Origin of the sequence: Rhizobium gallicum bv. gallicum R602sp, from assembly GCF_000816845.1 — a bacterium.
Classification (GTDB): domain Bacteria; phylum Pseudomonadota; class Alphaproteobacteria; order Rhizobiales; family Rhizobiaceae; genus Rhizobium; species Rhizobium gallicum.
Genome location: NZ_CP006877.1, coordinates 1,762,697 through 1,782,999, shown reverse-complemented (window position 1 = coordinate 1,782,999; position 20,303 = coordinate 1,762,697). Strand labels below are relative to the sequence as shown.

At 58.9% G+C, this 20,303-nt stretch carries 23 protein-coding genes; 13 read left to right on the top strand and 10 right to left on the bottom strand.

The annotated features are described in order from the left end of the window. Window positions 1-48 precede the first annotated feature (48 nt). Together RGR602_RS08880 and RGR602_RS08875 are read left to right on the top strand one after the other, a co-directional pair. Complete coding sequence (locus RGR602_RS08880) at window positions 49-1,239, top strand: GNAT family N-acetyltransferase (RefSeq protein WP_039844791.1); 1,191 nt, start codon at window positions 49-51, stop codon at window positions 1,237-1,239. A 53-nt stretch (window positions 1,240-1,292) separates the two neighbouring features. Next, window positions 1,293-1,724 (top strand): HIT family protein, encoded by a 432-nt coding sequence (locus tag RGR602_RS08875; protein ID WP_039846742.1) that lies wholly within the window; start codon window positions 1,293-1,295, stop codon window positions 1,722-1,724. 273 nt (window positions 1,725-1,997) lie between these two features. Here the strand turns inward: RGR602_RS08875 and clpA are convergent, their stop codons facing one another. The 7 genes from clpA to RGR602_RS08840 all read right to left on the bottom strand — a co-directional run bounded on the left by clpA (window position 1,998) and on the right by RGR602_RS08840 (window position 8,378). Continuing rightward, window positions 1,998-4,484, bottom strand: a complete 2,487-nt coding sequence (gene clpA / locus RGR602_RS08870) for an ATP-dependent Clp protease ATP-binding subunit ClpA (RefSeq protein ID WP_039844790.1) — start codon at window positions 4,482-4,484, stop codon at window positions 1,998-2,000. Window positions 4,485-4,494: 10 nt separating this feature from the next. Beyond that, the gene (gene clpS / locus RGR602_RS08865) at window positions 4,495-4,848 is read right to left on the bottom strand and encodes an ATP-dependent Clp protease adapter ClpS (RefSeq protein ID WP_027509391.1); all 354 of its coding nucleotides are present in this window, start codon (window positions 4,846-4,848) and stop codon (window positions 4,495-4,497) included. A gap of 260 nt (window positions 4,849-5,108) precedes the next feature. Next, complete coding sequence (locus RGR602_RS08860) at window positions 5,109-5,477, bottom strand: phasin family protein (RefSeq protein WP_039844789.1); 369 nt, start codon at window positions 5,475-5,477, stop codon at window positions 5,109-5,111. Window positions 5,478-5,716: 239 nt separating this feature from the next. Next, window positions 5,717-6,136 carry a DUF3597 domain-containing protein gene (locus RGR602_RS08855; RefSeq protein ID WP_039844788.1) on the bottom strand — a complete coding sequence of 140 codons (420 nt, stop codon included), beginning with the start codon at window positions 6,134-6,136 and terminating at the stop codon, window positions 5,717-5,719. A gap of 160 nt (window positions 6,137-6,296) precedes the next feature. Further along, window positions 6,297-6,500, bottom strand: a complete 204-nt coding sequence (locus RGR602_RS08850; protein ID WP_022715471.1) for a DUF3126 family protein — start codon at window positions 6,498-6,500, stop codon at window positions 6,297-6,299. Between the two features lie 135 nt (window positions 6,501-6,635). After that, complete coding sequence (gene cysE / locus RGR602_RS08845; protein WP_039844787.1) at window positions 6,636-7,466, bottom strand: serine O-acetyltransferase; 831 nt, start codon at window positions 7,464-7,466, stop codon at window positions 6,636-6,638. 126 nt (window positions 7,467-7,592) lie between these two features. Further along, window positions 7,593-8,378, bottom strand: coding sequence for an alpha/beta fold hydrolase (locus RGR602_RS08840; RefSeq protein WP_039844786.1), 786 nt, complete (start codon window positions 8,376-8,378; stop codon window positions 7,593-7,595). Window positions 8,379-8,535: 157 nt separating this feature from the next. Here RGR602_RS08840 and RGR602_RS08835 point away from each other — a divergent pair, with 157 nt between their 5' ends. Together RGR602_RS08835 and RGR602_RS08830 are read left to right on the top strand one after the other, a co-directional pair. After that, window positions 8,536-8,781 carry a zinc-finger domain-containing protein gene (locus tag RGR602_RS08835; protein WP_039846741.1) on the top strand — a complete coding sequence of 82 codons (246 nt, stop codon included), beginning with the start codon at window positions 8,536-8,538 and terminating at the stop codon, window positions 8,779-8,781. Between the two features lie 23 nt (window positions 8,782-8,804). Then, window positions 8,805-9,953, top strand: coding sequence for an FAD-dependent monooxygenase (locus RGR602_RS08830; protein ID WP_039844785.1), 1,149 nt, complete (start codon window positions 8,805-8,807; stop codon window positions 9,951-9,953). Here RGR602_RS08830 and RGR602_RS08825 read toward each other — a convergent pair whose 3' ends face one another. Then, the gene (locus RGR602_RS08825) at window positions 9,954-11,144 is read right to left on the bottom strand and encodes a cystathionine beta-lyase (protein WP_039844784.1); all 1,191 of its coding nucleotides are present in this window, start codon (window positions 11,142-11,144) and stop codon (window positions 9,954-9,956) included. Between the two features lie 368 nt (window positions 11,145-11,512). Between RGR602_RS08825 and RGR602_RS08820 the strand changes: the two genes are divergently transcribed. From RGR602_RS08820 to RGR602_RS08795, 6 genes are all read left to right on the top strand, one after another. Further along, a complete protein-coding gene (locus RGR602_RS08820) occupies window positions 11,513-12,538 on the top strand; it encodes an amino acid ABC transporter substrate-binding protein (RefSeq protein WP_039844783.1) in 1,026 nt (341 codons plus the stop codon). A gap of 97 nt (window positions 12,539-12,635) precedes the next feature. Continuing rightward, window positions 12,636-13,838, top strand: coding sequence for an amino acid ABC transporter permease (locus RGR602_RS08815; protein WP_039844782.1), 1,203 nt, complete (start codon window positions 12,636-12,638; stop codon window positions 13,836-13,838). Between the two features lies 1 nt (window position 13,839). Next, entirely contained in the window at window positions 13,840-14,994 is a 1,155-nt protein-coding gene (locus RGR602_RS08810; protein ID WP_039844781.1) for an amino acid ABC transporter permease, read from the top strand. A gap of 16 nt (window positions 14,995-15,010) precedes the next feature. Further along, on the top strand, window positions 15,011-15,778 hold the full coding sequence (locus RGR602_RS08805; protein WP_039844780.1) for an amino acid ABC transporter ATP-binding protein: 768 nt from the start codon (window positions 15,011-15,013) through the stop codon (window positions 15,776-15,778). A 216-nt stretch (window positions 15,779-15,994) separates the two neighbouring features. Continuing rightward, the gene (locus tag RGR602_RS08800) at window positions 15,995-16,285 is read left to right on the top strand and encodes a hypothetical protein (protein WP_022715462.1); all 291 of its coding nucleotides are present in this window, start codon (window positions 15,995-15,997) and stop codon (window positions 16,283-16,285) included. A 253-nt stretch (window positions 16,286-16,538) separates the two neighbouring features. Further along, entirely contained in the window at window positions 16,539-16,694 is a 156-nt protein-coding gene (locus RGR602_RS08795) for a hypothetical protein (RefSeq protein ID WP_223844036.1), read from the top strand. 88 nt (window positions 16,695-16,782) lie between these two features. On the opposite strand, the gene RGR602_RS08790 is transcribed toward RGR602_RS08795, so the two are convergent. Beyond that, a complete protein-coding gene (locus tag RGR602_RS08790) occupies window positions 16,783-17,436 on the bottom strand; it encodes an HAD family hydrolase (RefSeq protein ID WP_210263604.1) in 654 nt (217 codons plus the stop codon). A gap of 619 nt (window positions 17,437-18,055) precedes the next feature. Here RGR602_RS08790 and RGR602_RS08780 point away from each other — a divergent pair. The 3 genes from RGR602_RS08780 (at window position 18,056) to RGR602_RS08770 (ending at window position 20,073) form a co-directional block, all read left to right on the top strand. Beyond that, a complete protein-coding gene (locus tag RGR602_RS08780; protein ID WP_039844779.1) occupies window positions 18,056-18,319 on the top strand; it encodes a DUF982 domain-containing protein in 264 nt (87 codons plus the stop codon). Between the two features lie 640 nt (window positions 18,320-18,959). Continuing rightward, a complete protein-coding gene (locus tag RGR602_RS08775; protein ID WP_039844778.1) occupies window positions 18,960-19,448 on the top strand; it encodes a GNAT family N-acetyltransferase in 489 nt (162 codons plus the stop codon). Between the two features lie 385 nt (window positions 19,449-19,833). Beyond that, window positions 19,834-20,073, top strand: coding sequence for a hypothetical protein (locus tag RGR602_RS08770; RefSeq protein WP_039844777.1), 240 nt, complete (start codon window positions 19,834-19,836; stop codon window positions 20,071-20,073). On the opposite strand, the gene RGR602_RS08765 is transcribed toward RGR602_RS08770, so the two are convergent. Beyond that, a complete protein-coding gene (locus RGR602_RS08765; protein WP_039844776.1) occupies window positions 20,054-20,257 on the bottom strand; it encodes a DUF1515 family protein in 204 nt (67 codons plus the stop codon). The genes RGR602_RS08770 and RGR602_RS08765 overlap by 20 nt on opposite strands. Between the last annotated feature and the right edge of the window lie 46 nt (window positions 20,258-20,303).

The window sequence follows — 20,303 nt, the reverse complement described above, 5'->3', positions numbered from 1 at the left end:
ACTGAAGGGGAGCCAATATCCTCCTCCCAAGGGCCTCGCATTTGCTCCATGACAGACGAACTATCGATCCGCGTCGAACGGTCCTTCACCGCGATTTCCCCGGAGAGCTGGTCCCGGCTTTCCGGAACGTCCAAAGAAGGCAAGGCGCTCGCCTATAACCCCTTCCTGTCGCACGCCTTCCTCTCCGCGCTCGAAGATTCAGGCTCTGCCACCACGCAAACTGGCTGGCTCGGCCATCATCTGCTGCTTGAGACGGACAGGGGCGAGCTGATCGGCGCTCTGCCCGGTTATCTGAAGAATCACAGCCAGGGCGAATATGTCTTCGACCACGGCTGGGCAGATGCTTTCGAGCGCGCCGGCGGGCGCTATTATCCGAAGCTGCAATGTTCGATCCCGTTCACGCCGGCGACCGGTCCGCGCTTGCTCGTTGCCGAGGGCCTTGAACGGCGGCCGATCCAGAACGCCATTGCCGAGGGCCTGAAGGAAGTCGTCCGTCGCCTCGGCGTCTCATCGGCGCACGTCACGTTCGTGCCTGAAGACGAGATCGGCGTCTTCGAGACCGACGGCTATCTGCACCGGACCGACCAGCAGTTCCATTTCATCAACGAGGGCTATGCCAATCACGAGGAATTCCTCGAAACGCTGGCCTCGCGCAAGCGCAAGGCGCTGCGCAAGGAGCGCCGCACGGCGCTCCAAAACAGCATCAGCATCGACTGGCTGACCGGCAGCGACCTCACCGAGCGCATCTGGGACCAGTTCTTCGCTTTCTACATGGATACCGGCGGCCGCAAATGGGGGCGGCCATACCTGACCCGCAAGTTCTATTCGCTGATCGGCGAGCGTATGCCCGAAGATGTCCTGCTGGTGATGGCCAAGCGCAACGGCCGCTATATCGCGGGCGCCATCAACTTTATCGGCGGCGATACGCTCTACGGCCGCCACTGGGGCTGCGTCGAAGACCATCCCTTCCTGCATTTCGAGGTCTGTTATCATCAGGCGATCGACTTCGCGCTCGCCAAGGGCCTGAAGCGCGTCGAGGCGGGCGCGCAGGGCGAGCATAAGCTCGCGCGCGGTTACCTGCCGGTGACAACACATTCGGCGCACTACGTCGCCCATGCCGGCCTGCGGCGCGCGATTGCCGACTATCTGAAACGCGAACGCGAGGACGTCGAGCACATGAACGAGATCCTCGCCGAGCACAGTCCGTTCCGCAAGGGCGAGCGGCGGCAGGAGGATTGACGCTCGCGCCTTTGCCGCGCTACCCGATCACCGGAGAACGAGGAGATTTCGAGATGACCAGCGCCGCTTACGACGACAGCAATATCTTCGCCAAGATCCTGCGCGGCGAGATCCCGTCGCACCGCATCTACGAGGACGATCATACGGTGGCCTTCATGGACGTCATGCCGCAGGCCCCCGGCCATGTCCTGGTCGTACCGAAGGCGCCGTCGCGCAATATTTTCGATGCCGACCCCACGGTCCTCGCGCAGACGATTCCCGTCGTCCAGAAGATCGCGAAGGCCGTGAAGGAGGCCTTCGATGCCGACGGTGTCCTTATTTGCCAATTCAACGAACCGGCCGCCGGCCAGAGCGTCTTCCACTTGCACTTCCACGTCATCCCGCGCCACGAGGGCGTTGCTCTCAAGCCGCATTCCGGCAAGATGGAGGATGGCGGCGTGCTTGCTGCGAATGCCGAAAAGATAAAGGGTGAGCTTGGGAACTAGTTTCAGGACCTATTAGTTTTGCAGAGCCTGTCGAATGATTGCGGCGAGCCCAGCCTTGACCGTTGCGAACTTCGAGGGAGGTCCACGTAGGTTTCCCACCTATCGCTTTTCGGAGGGTTCGCGACCTGCGGCAAGGCGTCCAGACACTGCCGATCGCGCCAAAGCTCAAAGATGTTGACACGTTCAGTTGGAGCGGCCTTGCGCCCCCCGAAAAACTAGAAAAATCAAAGGCCGCATCGCTGCGGCCTTCTTCATTCACGTCACGGCGAGGGACTATTTCCTCCGCGGCACCTTCGGCACTGCGCTCGCCTTCTTCGGTGCGTCCCTGACCTCAGCCTTCGCCTTCTTAACTGCTGTCTTCTTGGCTTTTGCCTTCGTCGTCAGCTCGCCGTCATCCTCGTCGTCGGTTTCCGGATGAACGGTTTCGGCTTCCGGCTTCGGCTTGATCGGCGCGGATTCGGGGATCGCTTCGAGGATGATACCGGGCTTGCCGTCTTCCTTCGGGCCGACGGTGACGTTCACGACGCCGCCCTTCTTCAGCTTGCCGAAGAGGATTTCGTTCGCCAGCGGCTTCTTGATCGCATCCTGAATGACGCGGGCAAGCGGGCGGGCTCCCATCTTCTCGTCGTAACCCTTTTCTGCGAGCCAGTCGATCGCCTCCTCCTGCAGGTCGAAAGTGACGTTGCGTTCAGAAAGCTGAGCCTCCAGCTGCATGATAAACTTCTGCACGACCTTGTGGATGACGGCCGTCGGCAGTGACGCGAAGGGAATGATCGCGTCGAGACGGTTGCGGAATTCCGGCGTGAACAGGCGGGTCAGCGCCTCCTCATCCTCGCCGGTCCGCTTGGACGAACCGAAGCCGATTGCGGCCTTGGCCATTTCCGACGCGCCCGCATTGGTCGTCATGATCAAGATGACGTTGCGGAAGTCGATCTTCTTGCCGTTATGGTCGGTCAGCGCGCCGTGGTCCATGACCTGCAGCAGGATATTGTAGATATCCGGATGCGCCTTCTCGATCTCGTCGAGAAGGACCACGCAATGCGGATGCTGGTCGACGCCGTCGGTCAAAAGCCCACCCTGGTCGAAGCCAACATAGCCGGGAGGTGCGCCGAGTAGGCGAGAAACCGTGTGCCGTTCCATATATTCCGACATGTCGAAGCGCAGCATCTCGACGCCGAGCGACGACGCGAGCTGCTTGGCCACTTCCGTCTTGCCGACGCCGGTCGGCCCGGAGAAGACGTAGGCGCCGATCGGCTTGTTCGGCTCGCGGAGCCCGGCACGCGCGAGCTTGATCGAGGTCGAAAGGGCTTCGATTGCCGTATCCTGGCCGTAGACCACCGAGCGCAGTTCCTGCTCCAGGTTGGCGAGAACGGCTTCGTCGTCCTTCGAAACGCTCTTTGGCGGAATGCGGGCCATCGTCGCGACCGTAGCCTCGATCTCCTTTTCGGTAATCAGCTTGCGGCGCCTGGATGGCGGCAGCAGCATCTGAGCGGCACCCGTTTCATCGATGACGTCAATGGCCTTGTCAGGCAGCTTGCGGTCGGAGATATAGCGGGCCGACAGCTCGACCGCCGACTTGATGGCGTCGTTCGAGTAGCGCAGGTGGTGGTACTCTTCGAAATACGGCTTCAGGCCCTTCATGATTTCGATCGCATCATCGATCGACGGCTCGTTGACATCGATCTTCTGGAAACGGCGAACCAAAGCCCGGTCCTTCTCGAAGAACTGGCGGTATTCCTTGTAGGTCGTCGAACCGATGCAGCGGATCGCGCCGGACGAAAGCGCCGGCTTCAGAAGGTTCGATGCATCCATCGCGCCGCCAGAGGTGGCGCCCGCACCAATGACGGTATGGATTTCGTCGATGAAGAGCACGGCCCCCGGATATTCTTCGAGTTCCTTGACGACCTGCTTCAGGCGCTCTTCAAAATCGCCGCGGTAACGCGTGCCGGCAAGCAGCGTGCCCATGTCGAGCGAGAAGATGGTGGCGTCGGCGAGCGCTTCGGGCACCTTGCCTTCGACGATGCGCTTGGCAAGGCCCTCAGCAATCGCCGTCTTGCCCACACCCGGATCGCCCACATAAAGCGGGTTGTTCTTGGAGCGGCGGCACAGCACCTGGATTGTACGGCTGACTTCCGAGTTACGGCCGATCAACGGATCGATCTTGCCGCTCTTGGCCTTCTCGTTGAGATTGACGCAATAGGCCTTCAGAGCATCCTGCTGCTTCTTGGCGCCGCCTTCATCCTCACCGCCGCGCGATGCAGTAGGCTTGCTTTCCGCTTCCTCGTCGGCGCCGCGCGGCGTGCGCACTTCCGAAGAGCCGGGGCGCTTGCCGATTCCGTGCGAGATGTAGTTGACCGCGTCGTATCGGGTCATTTCCTGCTCCTGCAGGAAATAGGCCGCGTGGCTTTCGCGCTCGGCAAAGATCGCCACAAGGACATTCGCCCCCGTCACTTCTTCACGGCCGGACGATTGCACATGGATCACGGCACGCTGGATGACGCGCTGGAAGCCGGAGGTCGGCTTGGAGTCCTCGTCATATCCGGTGACCAGATTGGAAAGTTCGTTGTCGACGTATTCGATCAGCGTCTTGCGCAGCGCGTCGAGGTCGACATTGCATGCACCCATGACAGCTGCCGCATCGGCATCGTCGATCAAGGCGAGCAGCAGATGCTCGAGCGTCGCATATTCGTGATGCCGCTCGTTGGCAAAGGTCAGTGCCTGATGGAGCGCCTTCTCAAGACTAGGCGAAAATGTTGGCACGTTGAGATCCTCACTTCTTTTCCATGACGCACTGCAGCGGATGCTGGTGCTGACGGGCGAAGTCCATCACCTGGCTTACCTTCGTCTCCGCTACCTCGTATGTAAATATCCCGCATTCGCCGACGCCGTGGTTATGGACATGAAGCATGATGCGGGTGGCACTTTCACGATCCTTCTGAAAAAAACGCTCCAGAATGTGGATGACGAATTCCATCGGAGTGTAGTCGTCATTCAGGATGAGCACGCGGTAGAGATTGGGCTTCTTGGTCTTCGGCTTTGTGCGTGTGATGACCGAGGTTCCGCGATTTCCGTTGTCCCCGTTCCTTTCGCTGTCGTTCTGCATCCGGATCGGCTTTGCGATCATTGTCATTCATTCCTCGGTCTATCCGGTGGTGCATGGGAGGCTGCTTTACCCGCCGGATATCTGAAACACTAACTTAGTTCATAATAGAGCGATTTTAAGCCCCTTGTTTGCGACTGCAATCACAATTCCGCAGGACTCGACGCAAAGACTAAAAAAGTCCGATTCGAATTCTTGAAGGGCTTCTGGAAACAAAAAAGACCGGCCGCAGATGCGTTGCCGGTCTTCGTTTTTCAAGGGGTGCGCTGTTCGCACCATCGCATTTACGCAGCTGCGGGCGTCACCTGAGGAGCCTTGGGCGACTTCGCGGACGGAGCCGATACCGGCGGTTCGTAAGGCTTATAGGCGCCCTTGGCGAGATCGGCGTACATTTCCCCCATCTTCGTCGCCTCGGCGATAAAATTCTCGTAGGAAGACTTGATGAAGCCGGTCTGCAATTCGAAAACCGTTTCGAAGCTTCGGGCGCCCGAGAGCGTCTCGAAATGATTGACGGCGTCCTGGAAGGATTTCTTGGAATATTCGGCAGCTTCGGTGGCGATCGCCTGGACGCCCTTGGCCGTGTCGGAATAGCTCTTCAGCATCGTGTCCATAGCTTCCTTGCTCTTCCGGCTCGTGTCGTCGAAGTTGAACATGTTCGTCTCCTCCTTTTGTGGTAGTGGCTGGTGCAAAAGGTAGCTGCGTTGCACAAATAGTCAAGCGATATTGTGCGCTGCACAACTACCTTGGATTGCATGACGCTGCTCTAAAGCGCCCCGAAAAAAGATCAACGTACGTCGCCGATTGATTTTCAAAACATATATCAGCCGTCCACAACCTGAGGCTTCATAAAAAATCTCGCGAAGCCCACAATCTCGAGGTCGGCAAGGCTGTCTCAATCCATAAGATCTGCGGGAACCTTGCCGCCATTTTCGGACAGCTTCTTCATGAGCGCCTTGTGAAGAAACATGTTCATTTTGGCGGAATCGCCTGTGTCTCCCGAATATCCGAGCTCCGCGGCAAGTTCCTTGCGCTCCGAAAGGCTCGCATCCATACCGACCGCTTTCATCAGGTCGACGATCGAGTGCCGCCAATCCAGCTTCTGCCCGCTCTTTTTGACGGCAGCATCGAGAATCGGAACGATATCGACGGTCGCGGTCGCGGGCGAGGTCGTTGGGGTTGCCGACGGTGCTGCCGATGGCGCGGCCGGCCTCTGCGCGGGTTCCATTTTCGGCGCGGACGCCGCCTCGGTCACCGGTGCTGCCTGCGCTTCGCCGCCGAAAATCGCGTTCTTGATCTTATCGAAAATACCCACGTCTCATCCTCCAATTTAGTTCGGTTGCATTCGCAAAAACTAAAATGGGGCGGAGGACGAACTCATCCAGCGCGGATGACTAAATTGTTGCCGAGCAGGCTGCCGACGGGCCGATGCCGTCCGGCAAGGCAAGCCGCAATGATACGGCCCGCCCCTAGGATCAGAGATCGACGTCGAGGATCGCCATCGAAAAGTTGTAGGAACGATCGCCGTCTTCGTCGTCGACATAGACGACACCCAGGAATTCTTCGCCGAGATAAACTTCCGCGGAATCATCCTTGCGCGGGCGCGCCTTGACGACGATCTGCGGATTGAGCGTCTTCTTGAAATAGGCGTCGAGCTTCTTGAGTTCTTCAGGCTTCACACTTGGTCTCCTAGCGGTCTTCGTTGGCCGCTTCTTGCACAGGAAAAGCGGAGCTGTAAAGGTTGCCGCGGCATATCTGCCCCGGCTTTCCCTCAGGATTTCGCCAGCTTTTCCGTTCCGACAAATATAATCGGATCAGATATCGGCGCCGATCACCTGGTCCATGATGCGCGACGGTTCCGAACACCCGGCCTCCCCGACCACCTTCGCCGGCACGCCAGCAACCGTCGTCTTCGGCGGGACGGCCTTTAGAACGACCGAGCCGGCCGCCACGCGCGAGCAATAGCCGATCTGGATATTGCCGAGAATCTTCGCGCCCGCACCGATAAGCACGCCGCTGCCGATCTTCGGATGACGGTCAGCACCCTCCTTGCCCGTGCCGCCAAGCGTGACGCCATGCAGGATCGAGACGTTGTCGCCGATCACCGCCGTTTCGCCGACGACGAGTCCAGTCGCGTGATCGAGGAAGATTCCCCGGCCGATGCGCGCTGCCGGATTGATGTCCGTCTGGAAGACGCTGGACGACCGGCTCTGCAGATAGAGCGCCAGATCCCGGCGCCCGTGATTGAGCAGCCAGTGGGCCAGGCGATGCGTCTGCAGCGCATGGAATCCCTTGAAATACAGCACCGCCTCCATGAAGCGCAGGCATGCCGGGTCGCGGTCGTAGACGGCCTGAATATCGACGCGCAGGATATCGCTCCATTCCGGCCAGTCTTCCAGCATTCCGTCGAAGACCTGGCGAAGCAGCGTCGCCTGCATGTCGGGATGGTCGAGGCGTTCGCAGATACGATGAATGACGCATTCTTCCAGCGAGCGATGGTTGATCACCGTCGAATAAAGGAAAGCCGCCAGCACCGGGTCCTTCTCGGCAGCAACACGCGCTTCTTCGCGCAGGCTGTCCCAGATCGGATCCATGACCTTCAGCGGGTTTGGTGCCTCAAAACGAACGTCAGTCTTCGCGACCATTCCAGGTCTCCTCGTTTCCGTCGGAACAACATTATATAGGGCATAATGCCCAGAACATAAATGGGTGCCGGTCCTGTGCTTTTTTAGGATGATTTTTTGGTAATCGCAGCACTCTGAGACGGATCGTCACCGCCTGGCGACTCTCTCATAGAACTCTAGGACCGCCTTCTTGAATACCTTGTCTCCAACCGCCAACATATGGTCGCGGCCCGGAATGTCCAGCGCCTCGGCATGCGGCATCAAGCCCGCCAATTCCTCTGCCGAACCTGCAATATCGTCCTTTGTTCCAACGCCGATCAAAGTCGGCGCACCGATCCTGCCCATGTCGGCCCGCGCCACGAGATCGCGCGATCCCCGGATGCAGGAAGCGAGCGCCTGCCGGTCGCTCCTGGTCTGCTCGGCGAAGGCGCGGAACATGCGCCCGCGGGCATGCGTGACGTCGTCCAGCGAGGGCGCGAGCAGCGCGTCGGCAATCGGATCCCAATCGCCAACGCCATCCGTCATCCCGATGCCAAGGCCGCCTAGCACCAGCGAATGCACGCGATGCGGATGGGCAAGCGCCGTGAAAACCGAAATCCGCGCGCCCATCGAGTAGCCCATGACATTGGCTTGCGGAATGCCTAGGTGGTCGAGTAGCGCCACGGCATCTTCCGCCATGATCCACGGCCGGTAGGCTTCGGCATCGTGGGGTTTGTCGCTTGCCCCGTGGCCACGATTGTCCATCGCGATCACCCGATAGCCTGCATCGCCCAGCGTCTTCACCCAGCCGGGATGCACCCAGTTGACGTTGGCGGTCGAAGCAAAACCATGAATGAGCAGCACCGGTGGACCGTTGGGGTCCCCTTCGTCGAAAAAGACGAGTTTCAGGCCGCCGTGGGAGAAACTGGAAAATGCGGGCGTATTCAGATTCATAGTGCCGTCCTTTTTGGCCGGACCATATTTTATCGAGCAGCGGAGGTGAACCCTCGGCCGCGCCAAAAAACCATTTGCCGCGCGGCGCTTTGGCTCTACACATTTGAGGCGAAGGATTATAATGTCCGCGCACATTCCAAAGCATTCGGAGACAGACATGGCCGGCCACAACATTCCCCACTTCCAGAACGACGGCGGACACCGCGTGATTGAAGTCGGCGTGAAAGAGTTCATGTGCACCGGCGCATCCGTGCCCTTCGATCATCCGCACATCTTCATCGACATGGGCGACGACAACGAAAAGGTCTGCTCCTACTGTTCGACGCTTTATCGCTTCAACGGCGCGCTAAAGCCGAGCCAGACGAAGCCCGCCGGTTGCGTCTTCCACGTCAAGGCAGCGTAAATTCACTCAAGATCGGACATCAGATGCCGGTCGAGCACGCCGCCATCATCGGCGCCGGAACTGCGGGCCTGACCGCGGCTCTGGCCCTGGCTGAGCGCGGCATCAGTTCGGATATTTTCGAGCAGGCTGCCGCGCTTGCAGCGGTCGGCGCCGGCCTGCAAATCTCGCCGAATGCCTCGCGCATCCTCGCAAAACTCGGCGTCCTGCAGGACATCGAAAAAGTCTGGCTCGAGCCGCAGTTCATTCGCCTTTTCTCCGGGGATACGCTCCGCCCGCTTGCGGCCGTTCCCGCAGGCGACTTCGCTCGCATCCGCTGGGGCGCTCCCTACGGCGTCCTGCACCGCGCGACGCTGCAGGGGGCGCTGCTGATGGCAGTCGAAGCAAACCCTCGTTGCACGATCCATCTCGGCCATAGGATCGCCCCGGGCGCGCTTCCTCAAACCACCCGCCGGCCGGATGTAATCATCGGTGCCGACGGCGTCTGGTCGAAGCTGCGGCAGTCGATCAAGGGCAGTCCCTCGTCGCACTTTTCCGGCGACATAGCCTATCGCTTCACGATCGCCGGCAATTCCGCGCCGTCGTTCCTCGACCGCGTCAATGTCTCGGCATTCCTCGGGCCGTCGGCCCATCTCGTCTGCTATCCGCTGAAGGAGGCCGGCAGCCTCAATCTCGTCGCCATCACGGCCGGCAATGCTGCGCCGCAGGACTGGCGCAACGATCCGACGGAGCAGCAATTGAAGCAGCTCTCAATACGCTTTTCCGGATGGAGTGCCGATATCAAATCGCTGTTCGGTGAGGCCCGCATGACCTTCTGGCCGCTCTACGAGGCGACGGAGGGCAACTGGCAAAACGGAAGTGACACCGTCCTTATCGGCGACGCGGCTCACGCCATGACGCCTTTTGCGGCCCAAGGCGCGGCGATGGCAATCGAAGATGCCTACGAGCTCGCGGCGCTGCTTGCAGCCCATCCCGTAAAGGAAGCTCTGCTACGCTTCGAACAACAGCGCGCGCCGCGCGTCGCAAAAATTCGCAAGCGCGGCGCCTTCAACCGCTTCGCTTATCATGCCCGCGGTCCGGTGCGCATCGGCCGCGATATCGTTCTTTTGCTGAAGGCGCCGCAAAGCCTCGCGGCGGATCTCGACTGGGTCTACGGCTACCGTCCGACCGACTGATCAGACGGCATTGGCGGCTGCAAAACCACGTTCGATATCGGCCTTGATGTCTACAACGTCTTCAAGACCGATCTGAAGCCGGATGACAGGCCCTTCCTGCGGCGCCTTGCGGATACGGCGATCATTGAGATTGACGTGGACTGCAAGGCTCTCGAAGCCGCCCCAGGAATAACCCAGGCCGAAGACCTGGAGTGCGTCTAGGAAGGCATGCGCCTTGGCCTTGAATTTCTCCGGAGCTTCGGCTGCGAGCACGAAGGAGAAGATACCGCTCGCGCCCTTGAAATCACGCTTCCAGAGTTCATGCGACGGGAAGCTCGGCAGCGCCGGATGCAGGACGCTCGCGACCTCCTCCCTGCCCTCAAGCCATTTGGCGATCGTCAGCGCGCTTTCATAGTGCCGCTCAAGCCTTACACCCATGGTGCGCAGGCCGCGCAGGATTTGGTAGGCGTCGTCCGGAGCGCCGCAAATGCCGAGCGTGATATTGGCTTCCTTCAACTGCTCCCAATGCCTGGCATTGGCCGAAACCGTGCCCATCAGGATGTCGGAGTGGCCGGAGGGATACTTCGTCGCGGCATGAATCGAAATATCGACACCGAAGTCGAGCGGCCGGAAATAGACCGGCGTCGCCCATGTATTGTCCATTGCAACGACCGCACCATGCTTGTGGGCGATTGCGGCAATTGCCGGAATGTCCTGCATTTCGAACGTATTCGACCCTGGCGCCTCGGTGTGCACCAGCTTCGTGTTCGGCTTGAAAAGCTGCTCGATGCCGGCGCCGATCGCCGGGTCGTAATATTCGACGTCGACGCCGAGACGCGTCAGCATCGTGTCGCAGAAATGCCGCGTCGGCGTATAGACCGAATCGACGATGAGAACATGATCGCCGGACGAGAGAAATGCGAGCAACGGCACTGTAACGGCGGCAAGGCCCGTAGGAACCAAAATCGTTCCGGCAGACCCCTCAAGTGCATTAATCGCATCGCAGAGCGCATCCGTCGTCGGCGTCCCGCGGGTGCCGTAAGTATATTTCTGCGACCGCGTCTCCATCGTCCTGGCATTGGGGAAGAGCACCGTGGAGGCATGGACGACCGGTGGATTGACGAAACCGAAGTAGTCCGAAGGATCGTTGCCGATATGCGTCAGGCGCGTATTGATGCCCGCGTTCTGCAGTAGATTGTCTCTGTCGTTCATAATCTGGAATGGCCTTTGGCGGAATGATGCAAAGCTGCACTTCTGGACCCGCCCCGCAAAACGGTCAACCCCGGGCTAAGACTACACAAATTCCCCAGTTCGTTACTTTATCAGATATATCAGTGGATTACGCGACAATTTTCCGCAAAGGGGTGCCCATTTCCTGCTCAAATGCCTATCAGGGCGGCGCATTTTACCAAAATGCCAATTTCTGCCGCAATTGTGAACCGCGACACTTGACCGTGGTGATATTTGCGACTGTGATAGAACCGCTCGCGCCGGGAGGGTGTCGAGAATTGGGGGGCGAATGGTTTGCTTCAGCCGTCCCCTCCACAAAAACATAAGACAACAGATAAAGGTTGGGAAAAATGAAGATTAAGCTCCTGTCCGCCGCCGTCGGCGCAGCAGTTTTCGCCCTTGGCGCCTCGTCTGCCGCGGCAGCCACTCTCGCAGACGTGAAGGCAAAGGGTTTCGTCCAGTGCGGCGTCAACAGCGGCCTCGTCGGCTTTGCTCAGCCTGACGCGTCCGGCAACTGGGCCGGCTTCGACGTCGATTTCTGCAAGGCGGTTGCTTCAGCCGTGTTCGGCGATCCGACCAAGGTCAAGTATACGCCTCTTTCCGCGAAGGACCGCTTCCCGGCCCTGCAGTCCGGCGAAGTCGACGTCTTGTCGCGTAACACGACCTGGACGATCAACCGCGATACTGCTCTCGGCTTCAACTTCCGCGCGGTCACTTATTACGACGGTCAAGGCTTCATGGTTCGCAAGGGCTTGAACGTTAAGTCGGCTCTCGAGCTTTCCGGCGCTGCCGTCTGCGTTCAGGCCGGCACGACCACCGAACTCAACCTCGCCGACTACTTCAAGGCCAACAACCTTCAGTATAACCCGGTCGTTTTCGAAAAGCTCGAGGAAGTCAACGCCGCATACGACTCCGGCCGTTGCGACGTTTATACGACCGACCAGTCCGGCCTTTATTCTCTGCGTCTGACGCTGAAGAACCCCGACGAGCACATGATCCTTCCGGAGATCATCTCCAAGGAACCGCTCGGCCCGGCCGTTCGCCAGGGTGACGACCAGTGGTTCGATGTCGTCTCTTGGACTGCCTTTGCTCTGGTCAATGCTGAAGACTTCGGCATTACCCAGGCCAATGTCGACGAGATGAAGAACTCGCCGAACCCGGATATCAAGCGCTTCCTCGGTTCCGAAACCGACACCAAGATCGGCACCGACCTCGGACTCACCAACGATTGGGCGTATAATGTGATTAAAGGCGTCGGCAATTACGGCGAAGTCTTCGAGCGCAACGTCGGTCAGGGCAGCCCGCTCAAGATCGAACGCGGCCTGAACGCTCTGTGGAGCAAGGGCGGCATCCAGTACGCGCCCCCGGTCCGCTGATCGCCGGCCTGGAATGAAATACCGGAAAGGCGGGAAACCGCCTTTCCCACGTCCAAGAAAAAAGCCCAAAACGGGCACATAGGGGAATTGGCTCGGCATGACGCAAGAGGCTCTGGGCACGACACCGTTGCCTAAAACCGGCTGGACCTTCCGGTCCGCAATGTATGATCCCAAATACCGGGGTATCTTTTATCAGGTTCTCACCGTCCTCGCGATCGCTGGAGTGGCCTGGTGGATTGTGGACAACACGATCGAGAACCTCGCACGCAGCAATACGGCCTCTGGTTTCGCCTTCCTCAGAGGACGCGCCGGCTTCGAGGTCGGTCAGTCGCTGATTTCCTACTCCAGCGACTCGACCTACGGACGCGCGCTCGTCGTCGGCTTCCTGAATACCCTCCTGGTCGCGGTTACCGGTATCATCACCGCGACGATCATCGGCTTCATCGTCGGCATCGGGCGCCTGTCGCACAACTGGCTGATTGCCAAGCTTTGCACGGTCTATGTCGAAGTGTTCCGCAACATCCCGCCGCTGCTTGTCATCTTCTTCTGGTATTCCGGCGTTCTTGCCATTCTGCCCGCGGTCAGAGAATCGTATCACTTGCCTTTGAACATGTTCCTGAACAATCGCGGTCTGGCCTTCCCGAAGCCGATCTTCGAAGCGGGGATGTGGGCGGTTCTGATCGCCTTTGTCGTCGGCATCATCGCCGCCATTATAACCGCGCGCTGGGCGCATAAGCGCCAGGCCGCGACAGGCCAGCCGTTCCACACGATCATGGTCTCGATCGCACTCATCGCCGGCCTTCCGATCCTTGCCTTCCTGGTGACCGGCCTGCCGATGTCCTTCGACCTTCCGGTCGCCGGCAAGTTCAACCTGACTGGAGGCTCGGTCGTCGGCCCGGAATTCATGTCGCTCTTCCTGGCACTTTCGTTCTATACGGCAGCCTTCATTGCCGAGATCGTCCGCGCCGGCATTCGCGGCGTAGCCAAAGGACAGTCGGAGGCGGCAGGCGCCCTTGGGCTCCATCCTTCCGCCATCACCCGCCTTGTGGTGGTGCCCCAGGCCTTCCGCATCATCATTCCGCCGCTGACGAGCCAGTATCTGAACCTGACGAAGAACTCGTCGCTGGCCATTGCGATCGGCTTTGCGGACCTTGTCGCGGTCGGGGGAACGACCCTCAACCAGACCGGACAGTCCATCGAAATCGTGCTGATCTGGATCGTCGTCTATCTCAGCCTCAGTATCCTCACGTCGCTGTTCATGAACTGGTTCAACGCCAAGATGGCACTGGTGGAGAGATAAGATGTCCGTTGCCAACACCCCCTTTGTCAGAACGGCGATCCTCACGGCTGAACCGCCGCCGCCCGGCGAACGCGGCGCTGTCGCCTGGGTCAGGCGCAACCTGCTCGCAACGCCCAAGGACATCCTGCTGACGGTGCTTGCGATCGCCGCCCTCGCCTGGGTCGTGCCTCAGTTGATCGACTGGCTGTTCATCCAGGCCGTGTGGACGGGCAGCGACCGCACCTTCTGTGCAACCGCCGTTCAAGGCGGCATTCAGCCCGATGGTTGGAGCGGCGCCTGCTGGGCCTTCGTCAATGCGAAATTGGATCAGTTCATTTTCGGCCGCTATCCGCTCGACGAGCGCTGGCGTCCGACGATTGTCTTCATCCTCTTTGCAGTGCTGCTGATCCCCCTGTTGATCCCGTCGGTACCGCGCAAAGGTCTGAACGCGATCCTGCTCTTCGCCGTGCTGCCGATCGTCTCGTTCTTCCTGCTGTACGGCGGCTTCGGCCTTGAAGTCGTCGACTCGCCGCTCTGGGGCGGCCTGCTCGTGACGCTGGTCGTGTCCTTCGTCGGCATGGCCGTCTCGCTGCCGTTCGGCATCGTGCTCGCGCTTGGTCGGCGATCGACAATGCCCGTCGTGAAGATGGTCTGCGTCACTTTCATCGAAGTGATCCGCGGCATACCGCTGATCACAGTCCTTTTCATGGCAAGCGTCATGCTGCCGCTCTTCCTGCCGACCGGCTGGAATGTCGACAAGCTGATGCGCGCGGTGATCGGTGTCTCGATCTTCGCCTCCGCCTATATGGCGGAAGTCATTCGCGGTGGCCTGCAGGCGATCCCGAAGGGCCAGTATGAGGGAGCCGATTCACTCGGTCTTGGCTACTGGCAGAAGATGCGGCTCATCGTTCTGCCGCAGGCGATCAAGCTGGTCATCCCGGGGATCGTCAATACGTTCATCGGCATGTTCAAGGATACGTCGCTCGTTTCGATCATCAGCATGTTCGACCTGCTCGGCATCGTGCGCCTGAACTTTACCGATTCCAACTGGGCAAGCTCGGTCACGCCGCTGACAGGCCTCGTCTTCGCAGGCTTCATCTTCTGGATTTTCTGCTTCGGCATGTCGCGCTATTCCGTGTTCATGGAACGCTACCTCGACACCGGCCACAAACGATAAGAATGAGGGAATAAACATGGCTGAACCCAAGAAAATGACCGTTTCCGCAACGGACGTGGCGGTCGAAATCATCAACATGAACAAGTGGTACGGTGATTTTCACGTGCTGCGCGACATCAACCTCAAGGTCATGCGTGGTGAGCGCATCGTCATCGCCGGCCCGTCGGGGTCGGGAAAGTCGACGATGATCCGTTGCATCAACCGTCTGGAAGAGCACCAGAAAGGCCACATTCTCGTTGACGGCACGGAGCTCACGAACGACCTGAAGAAGATCGACGAAGTGCGCCGCGAAGTCGGCATGGTGTTCCAGCACTTCAATCTATTTCCGCATCTGACGATCCTCGAAAACTGCACGCTGGCGCCGATCTGGGTGCGCAAGATGCCGAAAAAGCAGGCCGACGAGGTCGCCATGCACTTCCTGAAGCGCGTCAAGATCCCGGAACAGGCGAACAAGTATCCCGGCCAACTTTCCGGCGGCCAGCAGCAGCGCGTGGCGATTGCTCGCTCGCTCTGCATGAACCCGAAGATCATGCTATTCGACGAGCCCACCTCGGCGCTCGATCCGGAAATGATCAAGGAAGTGCTGGATACGATGGTGGGCCTTGCGGAAGAAGGCATGACGATGCTCTGCGTCACCCACGAAATGGGCTTTGCCCGTCAGGTCGCAAACCGCGTCATCTTCATGGACCAGGGCCAGATCGTCGAACAGAATTCGCCCGCCGAATTCTTCGACAACCCGCAGCACGAGCGCACCAAACTCTTCCTCAGCCAGATCCTGCATTAAGCGAAAGAACTGCCTTGAGAAAAGCCGCCGGAGAGGCCCTCCGGCGGCGTTTATTTTATCGCCAGCGAGCATCCTCATCGCTCACAACCACGGTTGCAAGATCACCCGCCTGAACGGCAACGCACACTGAAGGATCGGCATCCGTTCAGCCATGGAAAAGCGGAGGGGCATACCTATCTAGGATAGCATTGCCGACCCACGTCATGGAGCACCCCGATGAAAGCCAAGTTTGCCGCAATTCTTATCGTGGGGGCATTGATCGCAGGATGTACGGCCGTTGGCGACATTTCCGGTCCTGGCTTGGAGCCCATCCCCGGCAGCATCACCTATAGCGGCCAGCCCCGCACGAAGCTGACGAAATCACCGATCGGTTCCGCATTCCCACACACATTTTACGACAACAGGGGACGCGAGGTGGAGGAGACCTACATCATCCGTCCCGACCGCAGCCTGATGATTGCAAGGCGCGTCTATCGGCCGTTTTTCGACTGGGGTGATGACCGCTAGAAGCACCGCGACGGGGCATCGTGGCATTCCTGCCCACCAATTCGCCAATGCGCGGCTTGCTGAAATGTCGTCAAATGACGTCATGCAACGGTCTGCTTTAACTCTTGATTAGGCATCCATTTGCTTCAGCGTGAAGTTATGCGATGCTCTTTGCCTAAATGGCGCCTGAAATAACAGGTTCCAAAACACGGGGGCAGAGAAAATGATTGAAATTCACGGTTCTCAGCATGCAAATGGCAGACCGGAGCATCCTTTGAACTGCCGGACGGAAGTCGAAGCCGCGATGTTCGAAATGATCAAGCGCTTGCAGCAGCATGGCTGGACGCCTGCCGAGGTGGCGCTCGCGCTTGCGGATGCGGCCGAAGATTATGTGATGCTGCTCGCCAGCAAAAAAGCCGGAAGCCACTGACGGCTTCACCTCGCGCCTAACCGCCCTGCGAAGCGTACAGAGTTTGCGCGCATTCCAGGGCGGAAACGCGGGCAATATCCACCGGCGATCACCCGGATGCCAAAAGATGGCGCAGCCGCGGGAGCTGGCGAATGTCTGACGCGGAAACGAACGGATTTGCGTCCCAGCCAGCCTGCCTCGCCACCGCGACGATTTCGGGCTGGTCGTCGAAAAATATCGGGCGCTCGCCGGAGCCGATGCTCAATCGGGAATTGATCGCCTCGAAAAAGCGGATGTCCTTCTTCGGGTATCGAATTTCCGCACTGTAAAACATACGGTCGAACAGCTTCGAGAAGCCGAGTTCGTTCCAGAGAAATCGCGCCCGGTGATGCTCCTGGCCGGTGGCGACGTAGAGCTCGACATCACTGCCGCTCCTTATGCTCTCGACCAGATCAAAAACCTCCCTGTTGAGATTCGAATCCTTTTCGAACCAATATCTCATGAAGTCCTTCGCATCGCCGTGATATCCAACCTGAGGGAGAATCTCGGCAAGCGCCTCCTCGAGATCGCGTTTGCCGATGATGCATTCAGCCATAAGCGAGATCGAACGGTCGCCCGCTTTTCCAAAGAAGAGGTTGCCGAATGCTGCCCGGTCAACGTCGAGATCGGCCTCGATCGTCGCATCCCAGGGCTTGCGAAGCGACGGATCTGAATGCCAGCCATCGATCAGAACACCGTCAACATCAAAGGAGATTTTCACCATCCCAAATCCTGCATCGAAGCCCAGCTAATCGCAAGTCAGCGGGACCGTCCAGGCACGGCACTTGTCTTGCGGGCATCAAGGCGCGTCTCGCGGCGATCTCCATCGAAATACCGGCCACTTTTGCGAGCCAGCTCCGCTTCGGTCAAACGGCAAAACTCTGCAGCCCGCCCTTCAGCGGCGCATTTGAAACCTACGTCGAACGTATCAAACAACTCGTTGTCGAGCTGCTTCAGAAGGCGGGGAATCCATTTTCCTTTCCCGGACCATGTGCCGCGTCCAAGAAGCATCAGGTCGGCAAGAGGCTGATGAGGCTGGGACGCAATCGCGCGGATTTCAGCTCCGCTGCGTTCACCCCGAATGATCGTCCAACAAATCGGTGATCTGATATCGGAGAGCATCCAGCTCCTGTCCGGCAAGCTCAGGTGGACCGTCCTTCAGCAACTGCGCAGCATGGCTTGCCAAACCCGACCCTTCTCCTTGTCCGGCCCTATAACGTGTCCATCTTGGGCGCTAACACAGCTATGAATCTGGCGGTCACGGTAGACGTTAATGCTGCCACCCTGAACGGCACGACTCTTGCACAGTTACTAATGTGTTTGCCGCTAGGAGTTCAAGTGTAATGAACTGGCACAAATTCGGATCGTTCGCGCCGCTGATGCTGGTGATGAATGGCTCTGAAAAATACAAGTTGGTGAGGTCGCTGGGAGACGCTGCAGAAGCCCTGTTCGCGTCGTGGCCCCTCGACGATGGCGAGGAATACCTCGTGGCCGTTAAGACGTGTTTGGAGGCGTTGCACGGCACGACGTCGCCGGCTGAGGCGAGATCTGCACTGATTCGAGCGGCCGAGGAAGCTGGCATTCCGGTGATCACGGTTGTTCACTGAGGGTCGCAGGAACAAATCAACACTGGAATGGTTTGGTTTGGGACCATAGAAGGGAGCCGCCATGACGACCATGCCGCCTGAGCCGACGCCAGGCCCAAAGCCGGGGCCGGTTCCTGATCGGCCGCCCGATGTTCCCGAACCGCCCATCGAAGAGCCCATTCCGGATTTGCCGCCCGAAGAAATTCCGAATCCAACTCCGCCTCCAAAAGAGTTTCCGCCGACGATGAAGTGAGTTCAAGCGCTCCCTCATGCCGCGCTCCTCTCGTGCCGCTGCCGTGGGAGCCATGAACGCTGCTTCGTACTGCCGTGCATGGCGTTTTGTGCCGCGCCAGCAGGTGGCCAATGCAAAGCCTCGGCGGCATCGTGGGCGATTGGCGATTGTCGTCTGTGGCGGCAATGCCCGGCACGCGCATTCAGCCACGGCTTCAAGCCCTTCCGGTTCTTCTTGCCTTTGGCGTCGAGTGTTGGCGGGAAGCACGACCGAAGAACATGACGCGCCAGGACGTGGCCGGGATCGTGCCATATACATGCATCATCCCAACGACAATTTTGAACAAACATCGGCTCCCCAAGGATTACGCAAGGCGGATGACAGCGCTGGGCCCATACCTACCGGCGGGCGATCTGCTAAACTGTTCGAATGATGACAACCAATCGGTACAGTTTTCGCAAGGTGACGCTGGATGATCTCGATATGCTCATGGGATGGCAATCGAACCCGCATGTCCGTGAATGGTGGGATTCAGATGAGCCATACGATGAAGCGGACTTGGCTGATCCTCGGGCAGCGCGCTGGATTGTTTCAAACGCCGAGCGCCCATTTGCGTTCATGCAGGACTACACAGTTCACGGGTGGGAAGATCACCATTTTGCCTTTCTTCCCAAAGGCTCGCGGGGAATTGACCAATACATCGGAGACCCCGAAATGGTCGGTGTTGGGCATGGATCAGCATTTATCAGCATGAGAATGCAGGCTCTCTTTGATGAGGGGGCACCTGTGATCGCGACTGATCCGCATCCAGACAATGCACGGGCGATAGCCGTCTATAAGAAGCTGGGTTTCGAGCTGTTTGGACCACCTCAGAAAACACAGTGGGGTCTGATCTTGCCCATGTTGGCTAAGAACTAAGCGTCGCGAATGCAACGGCAGCAATGTCCCGCGCTGCCGACACATGCGGAGGATTGGTCAAACACTCGGCGGTTATGCCGAAAGCCGACATCGGCTAGCTATCGTTTGTGAGTACACGGCCTAGACCCGCTGCGGCGGAGCTCTTTTTAATGAGGGAGCGAATGTGAAGGCAAGGAGCGCCGGCCGTTACGGCAACTTACCCGTTCGGCAGTGCGGTTGACCTTCGAAGAATCCCATGCGGCCGGCGCTGGACGAACAAGAAGATGGCTTCGTTTGCCTTATGGGGCGTTTAAGCGTATTTTTAGTTATCGGTCCGACAATTTCAACCGGGTGCCCCGGGCCGCTTGAGAGACGATCTGCTCTTGCCTGAAATAGGAGAGCTGTTATGTCTCTTTTCGAATTAATTTCCTTTACCGATGATGAGATTGAACTGATAACGTCCGTAGTCGGCCGTTGGTCAGAGAGAAATCATGTTGATGTCAAAAGCGAACACGGCCAGGCTGCGCTAGCGCAGGCAATCGCCCTCGTCAGCTCCGGCATGAGTTCGCCGGGTGCCATCGTGGGGAGGCTCGATGAGGTTTGCGCGCCGCCCGCCCCGGAGTATCCTAGGTCTCTTGTTGACTAGTAAACGCTAGTGGCGACGAGGTAGTCCTTCGTCTTATGGCACTACCGTCCAAGAATAATCGCCCTATCCGCCGGATTGCGTCTGCGAACGCAATGCCCATCGCCATGCCGCCGACGCCGATGTCGGCAAGCGCGCCGATCCCCGTCAGCTTGCAATGCTGAACATCATCTGTGACCTTTCGCATTCCGGAAGATCCTCCTAGATGGCCGCTGCCTGAAATAGCGGACCTC

What these genes read in the sequence shown, in the direction of transcription:
- RGR602_RS08875 (WP_039846742.1), top strand. Translation starts at nt 1,293, where the DNA reads ATGACCAGCGCCGCTTACGACGACAGCAATATCTTCGCCAAGATCCTG.
- RGR602_RS08780 (WP_039844779.1), top strand. Translation starts at nt 18,056, where the DNA reads ATGAACTGGCACAAATTCGGATCGTTCGCGCCGCTGATGCTGGTGATG.
- RGR602_RS08770 (WP_039844777.1), top strand. Translation starts at nt 19,834, where the DNA reads ATGTCTCTTTTCGAATTAATTTCCTTTACCGATGATGAGATTGAACTG.
- RGR602_RS08800 (WP_022715462.1), top strand. Translation starts at nt 15,995, where the DNA reads ATGAAAGCCAAGTTTGCCGCAATTCTTATCGTGGGGGCATTGATCGCA.
- RGR602_RS08765 (WP_039844776.1), bottom strand. Translation starts at nt 20,257, where the DNA reads ATGCGAAAGGTCACAGATGATGTTCAGCATTGCAAGCTGACGGGGATC.
- RGR602_RS08775 (WP_039844778.1), top strand. Translation starts at nt 18,960, where the DNA reads ATGATGACAACCAATCGGTACAGTTTTCGCAAGGTGACGCTGGATGAT.
- RGR602_RS08830 (WP_039844785.1), top strand. Translation starts at nt 8,805, where the DNA reads ATGCCGGTCGAGCACGCCGCCATCATCGGCGCCGGAACTGCGGGCCTG.
- RGR602_RS08825 (WP_039844784.1), bottom strand. Translation starts at nt 11,144, where the DNA reads ATGAACGACAGAGACAATCTACTGCAGAACGCGGGCATCAATACGCGC.
- RGR602_RS08860 (WP_039844789.1), bottom strand. Translation starts at nt 5,477, where the DNA reads ATGTTCAACTTCGACGACACGAGCCGGAAGAGCAAGGAAGCTATGGAC.
- RGR602_RS08815 (WP_039844782.1), top strand. Translation starts at nt 12,636, where the DNA reads ATGACGCAAGAGGCTCTGGGCACGACACCGTTGCCTAAAACCGGCTGG.
- RGR602_RS08810 (WP_039844781.1), top strand. Translation starts at nt 13,840, where the DNA reads ATGTCCGTTGCCAACACCCCCTTTGTCAGAACGGCGATCCTCACGGCT.
- clpS (WP_027509391.1), bottom strand. Translation starts at nt 4,848, where the DNA reads ATGATCGCAAAGCCGATCCGGATGCAGAACGACAGCGAAAGGAACGGG.
- RGR602_RS08835 (WP_039846741.1), top strand. Translation starts at nt 8,536, where the DNA reads ATGGCCGGCCACAACATTCCCCACTTCCAGAACGACGGCGGACACCGC.
- RGR602_RS08790 (WP_210263604.1), bottom strand. Translation starts at nt 17,436, where the DNA reads ATGGTGAAAATCTCCTTTGATGTTGACGGTGTTCTGATCGATGGCTGG.
- cysE (WP_039844787.1), bottom strand. Translation starts at nt 7,466, where the DNA reads ATGGTCGCGAAGACTGACGTTCGTTTTGAGGCACCAAACCCGCTGAAG.
- RGR602_RS08820 (WP_039844783.1), top strand. Translation starts at nt 11,513, where the DNA reads ATGAAGATTAAGCTCCTGTCCGCCGCCGTCGGCGCAGCAGTTTTCGCC.
- RGR602_RS08840 (WP_039844786.1), bottom strand. Translation starts at nt 8,378, where the DNA reads ATGAATCTGAATACGCCCGCATTTTCCAGTTTCTCCCACGGCGGCCTG.
- RGR602_RS08805 (WP_039844780.1), top strand. Translation starts at nt 15,011, where the DNA reads ATGGCTGAACCCAAGAAAATGACCGTTTCCGCAACGGACGTGGCGGTC.
- RGR602_RS08880 (WP_039844791.1), top strand. Translation starts at nt 49, where the DNA reads ATGACAGACGAACTATCGATCCGCGTCGAACGGTCCTTCACCGCGATT.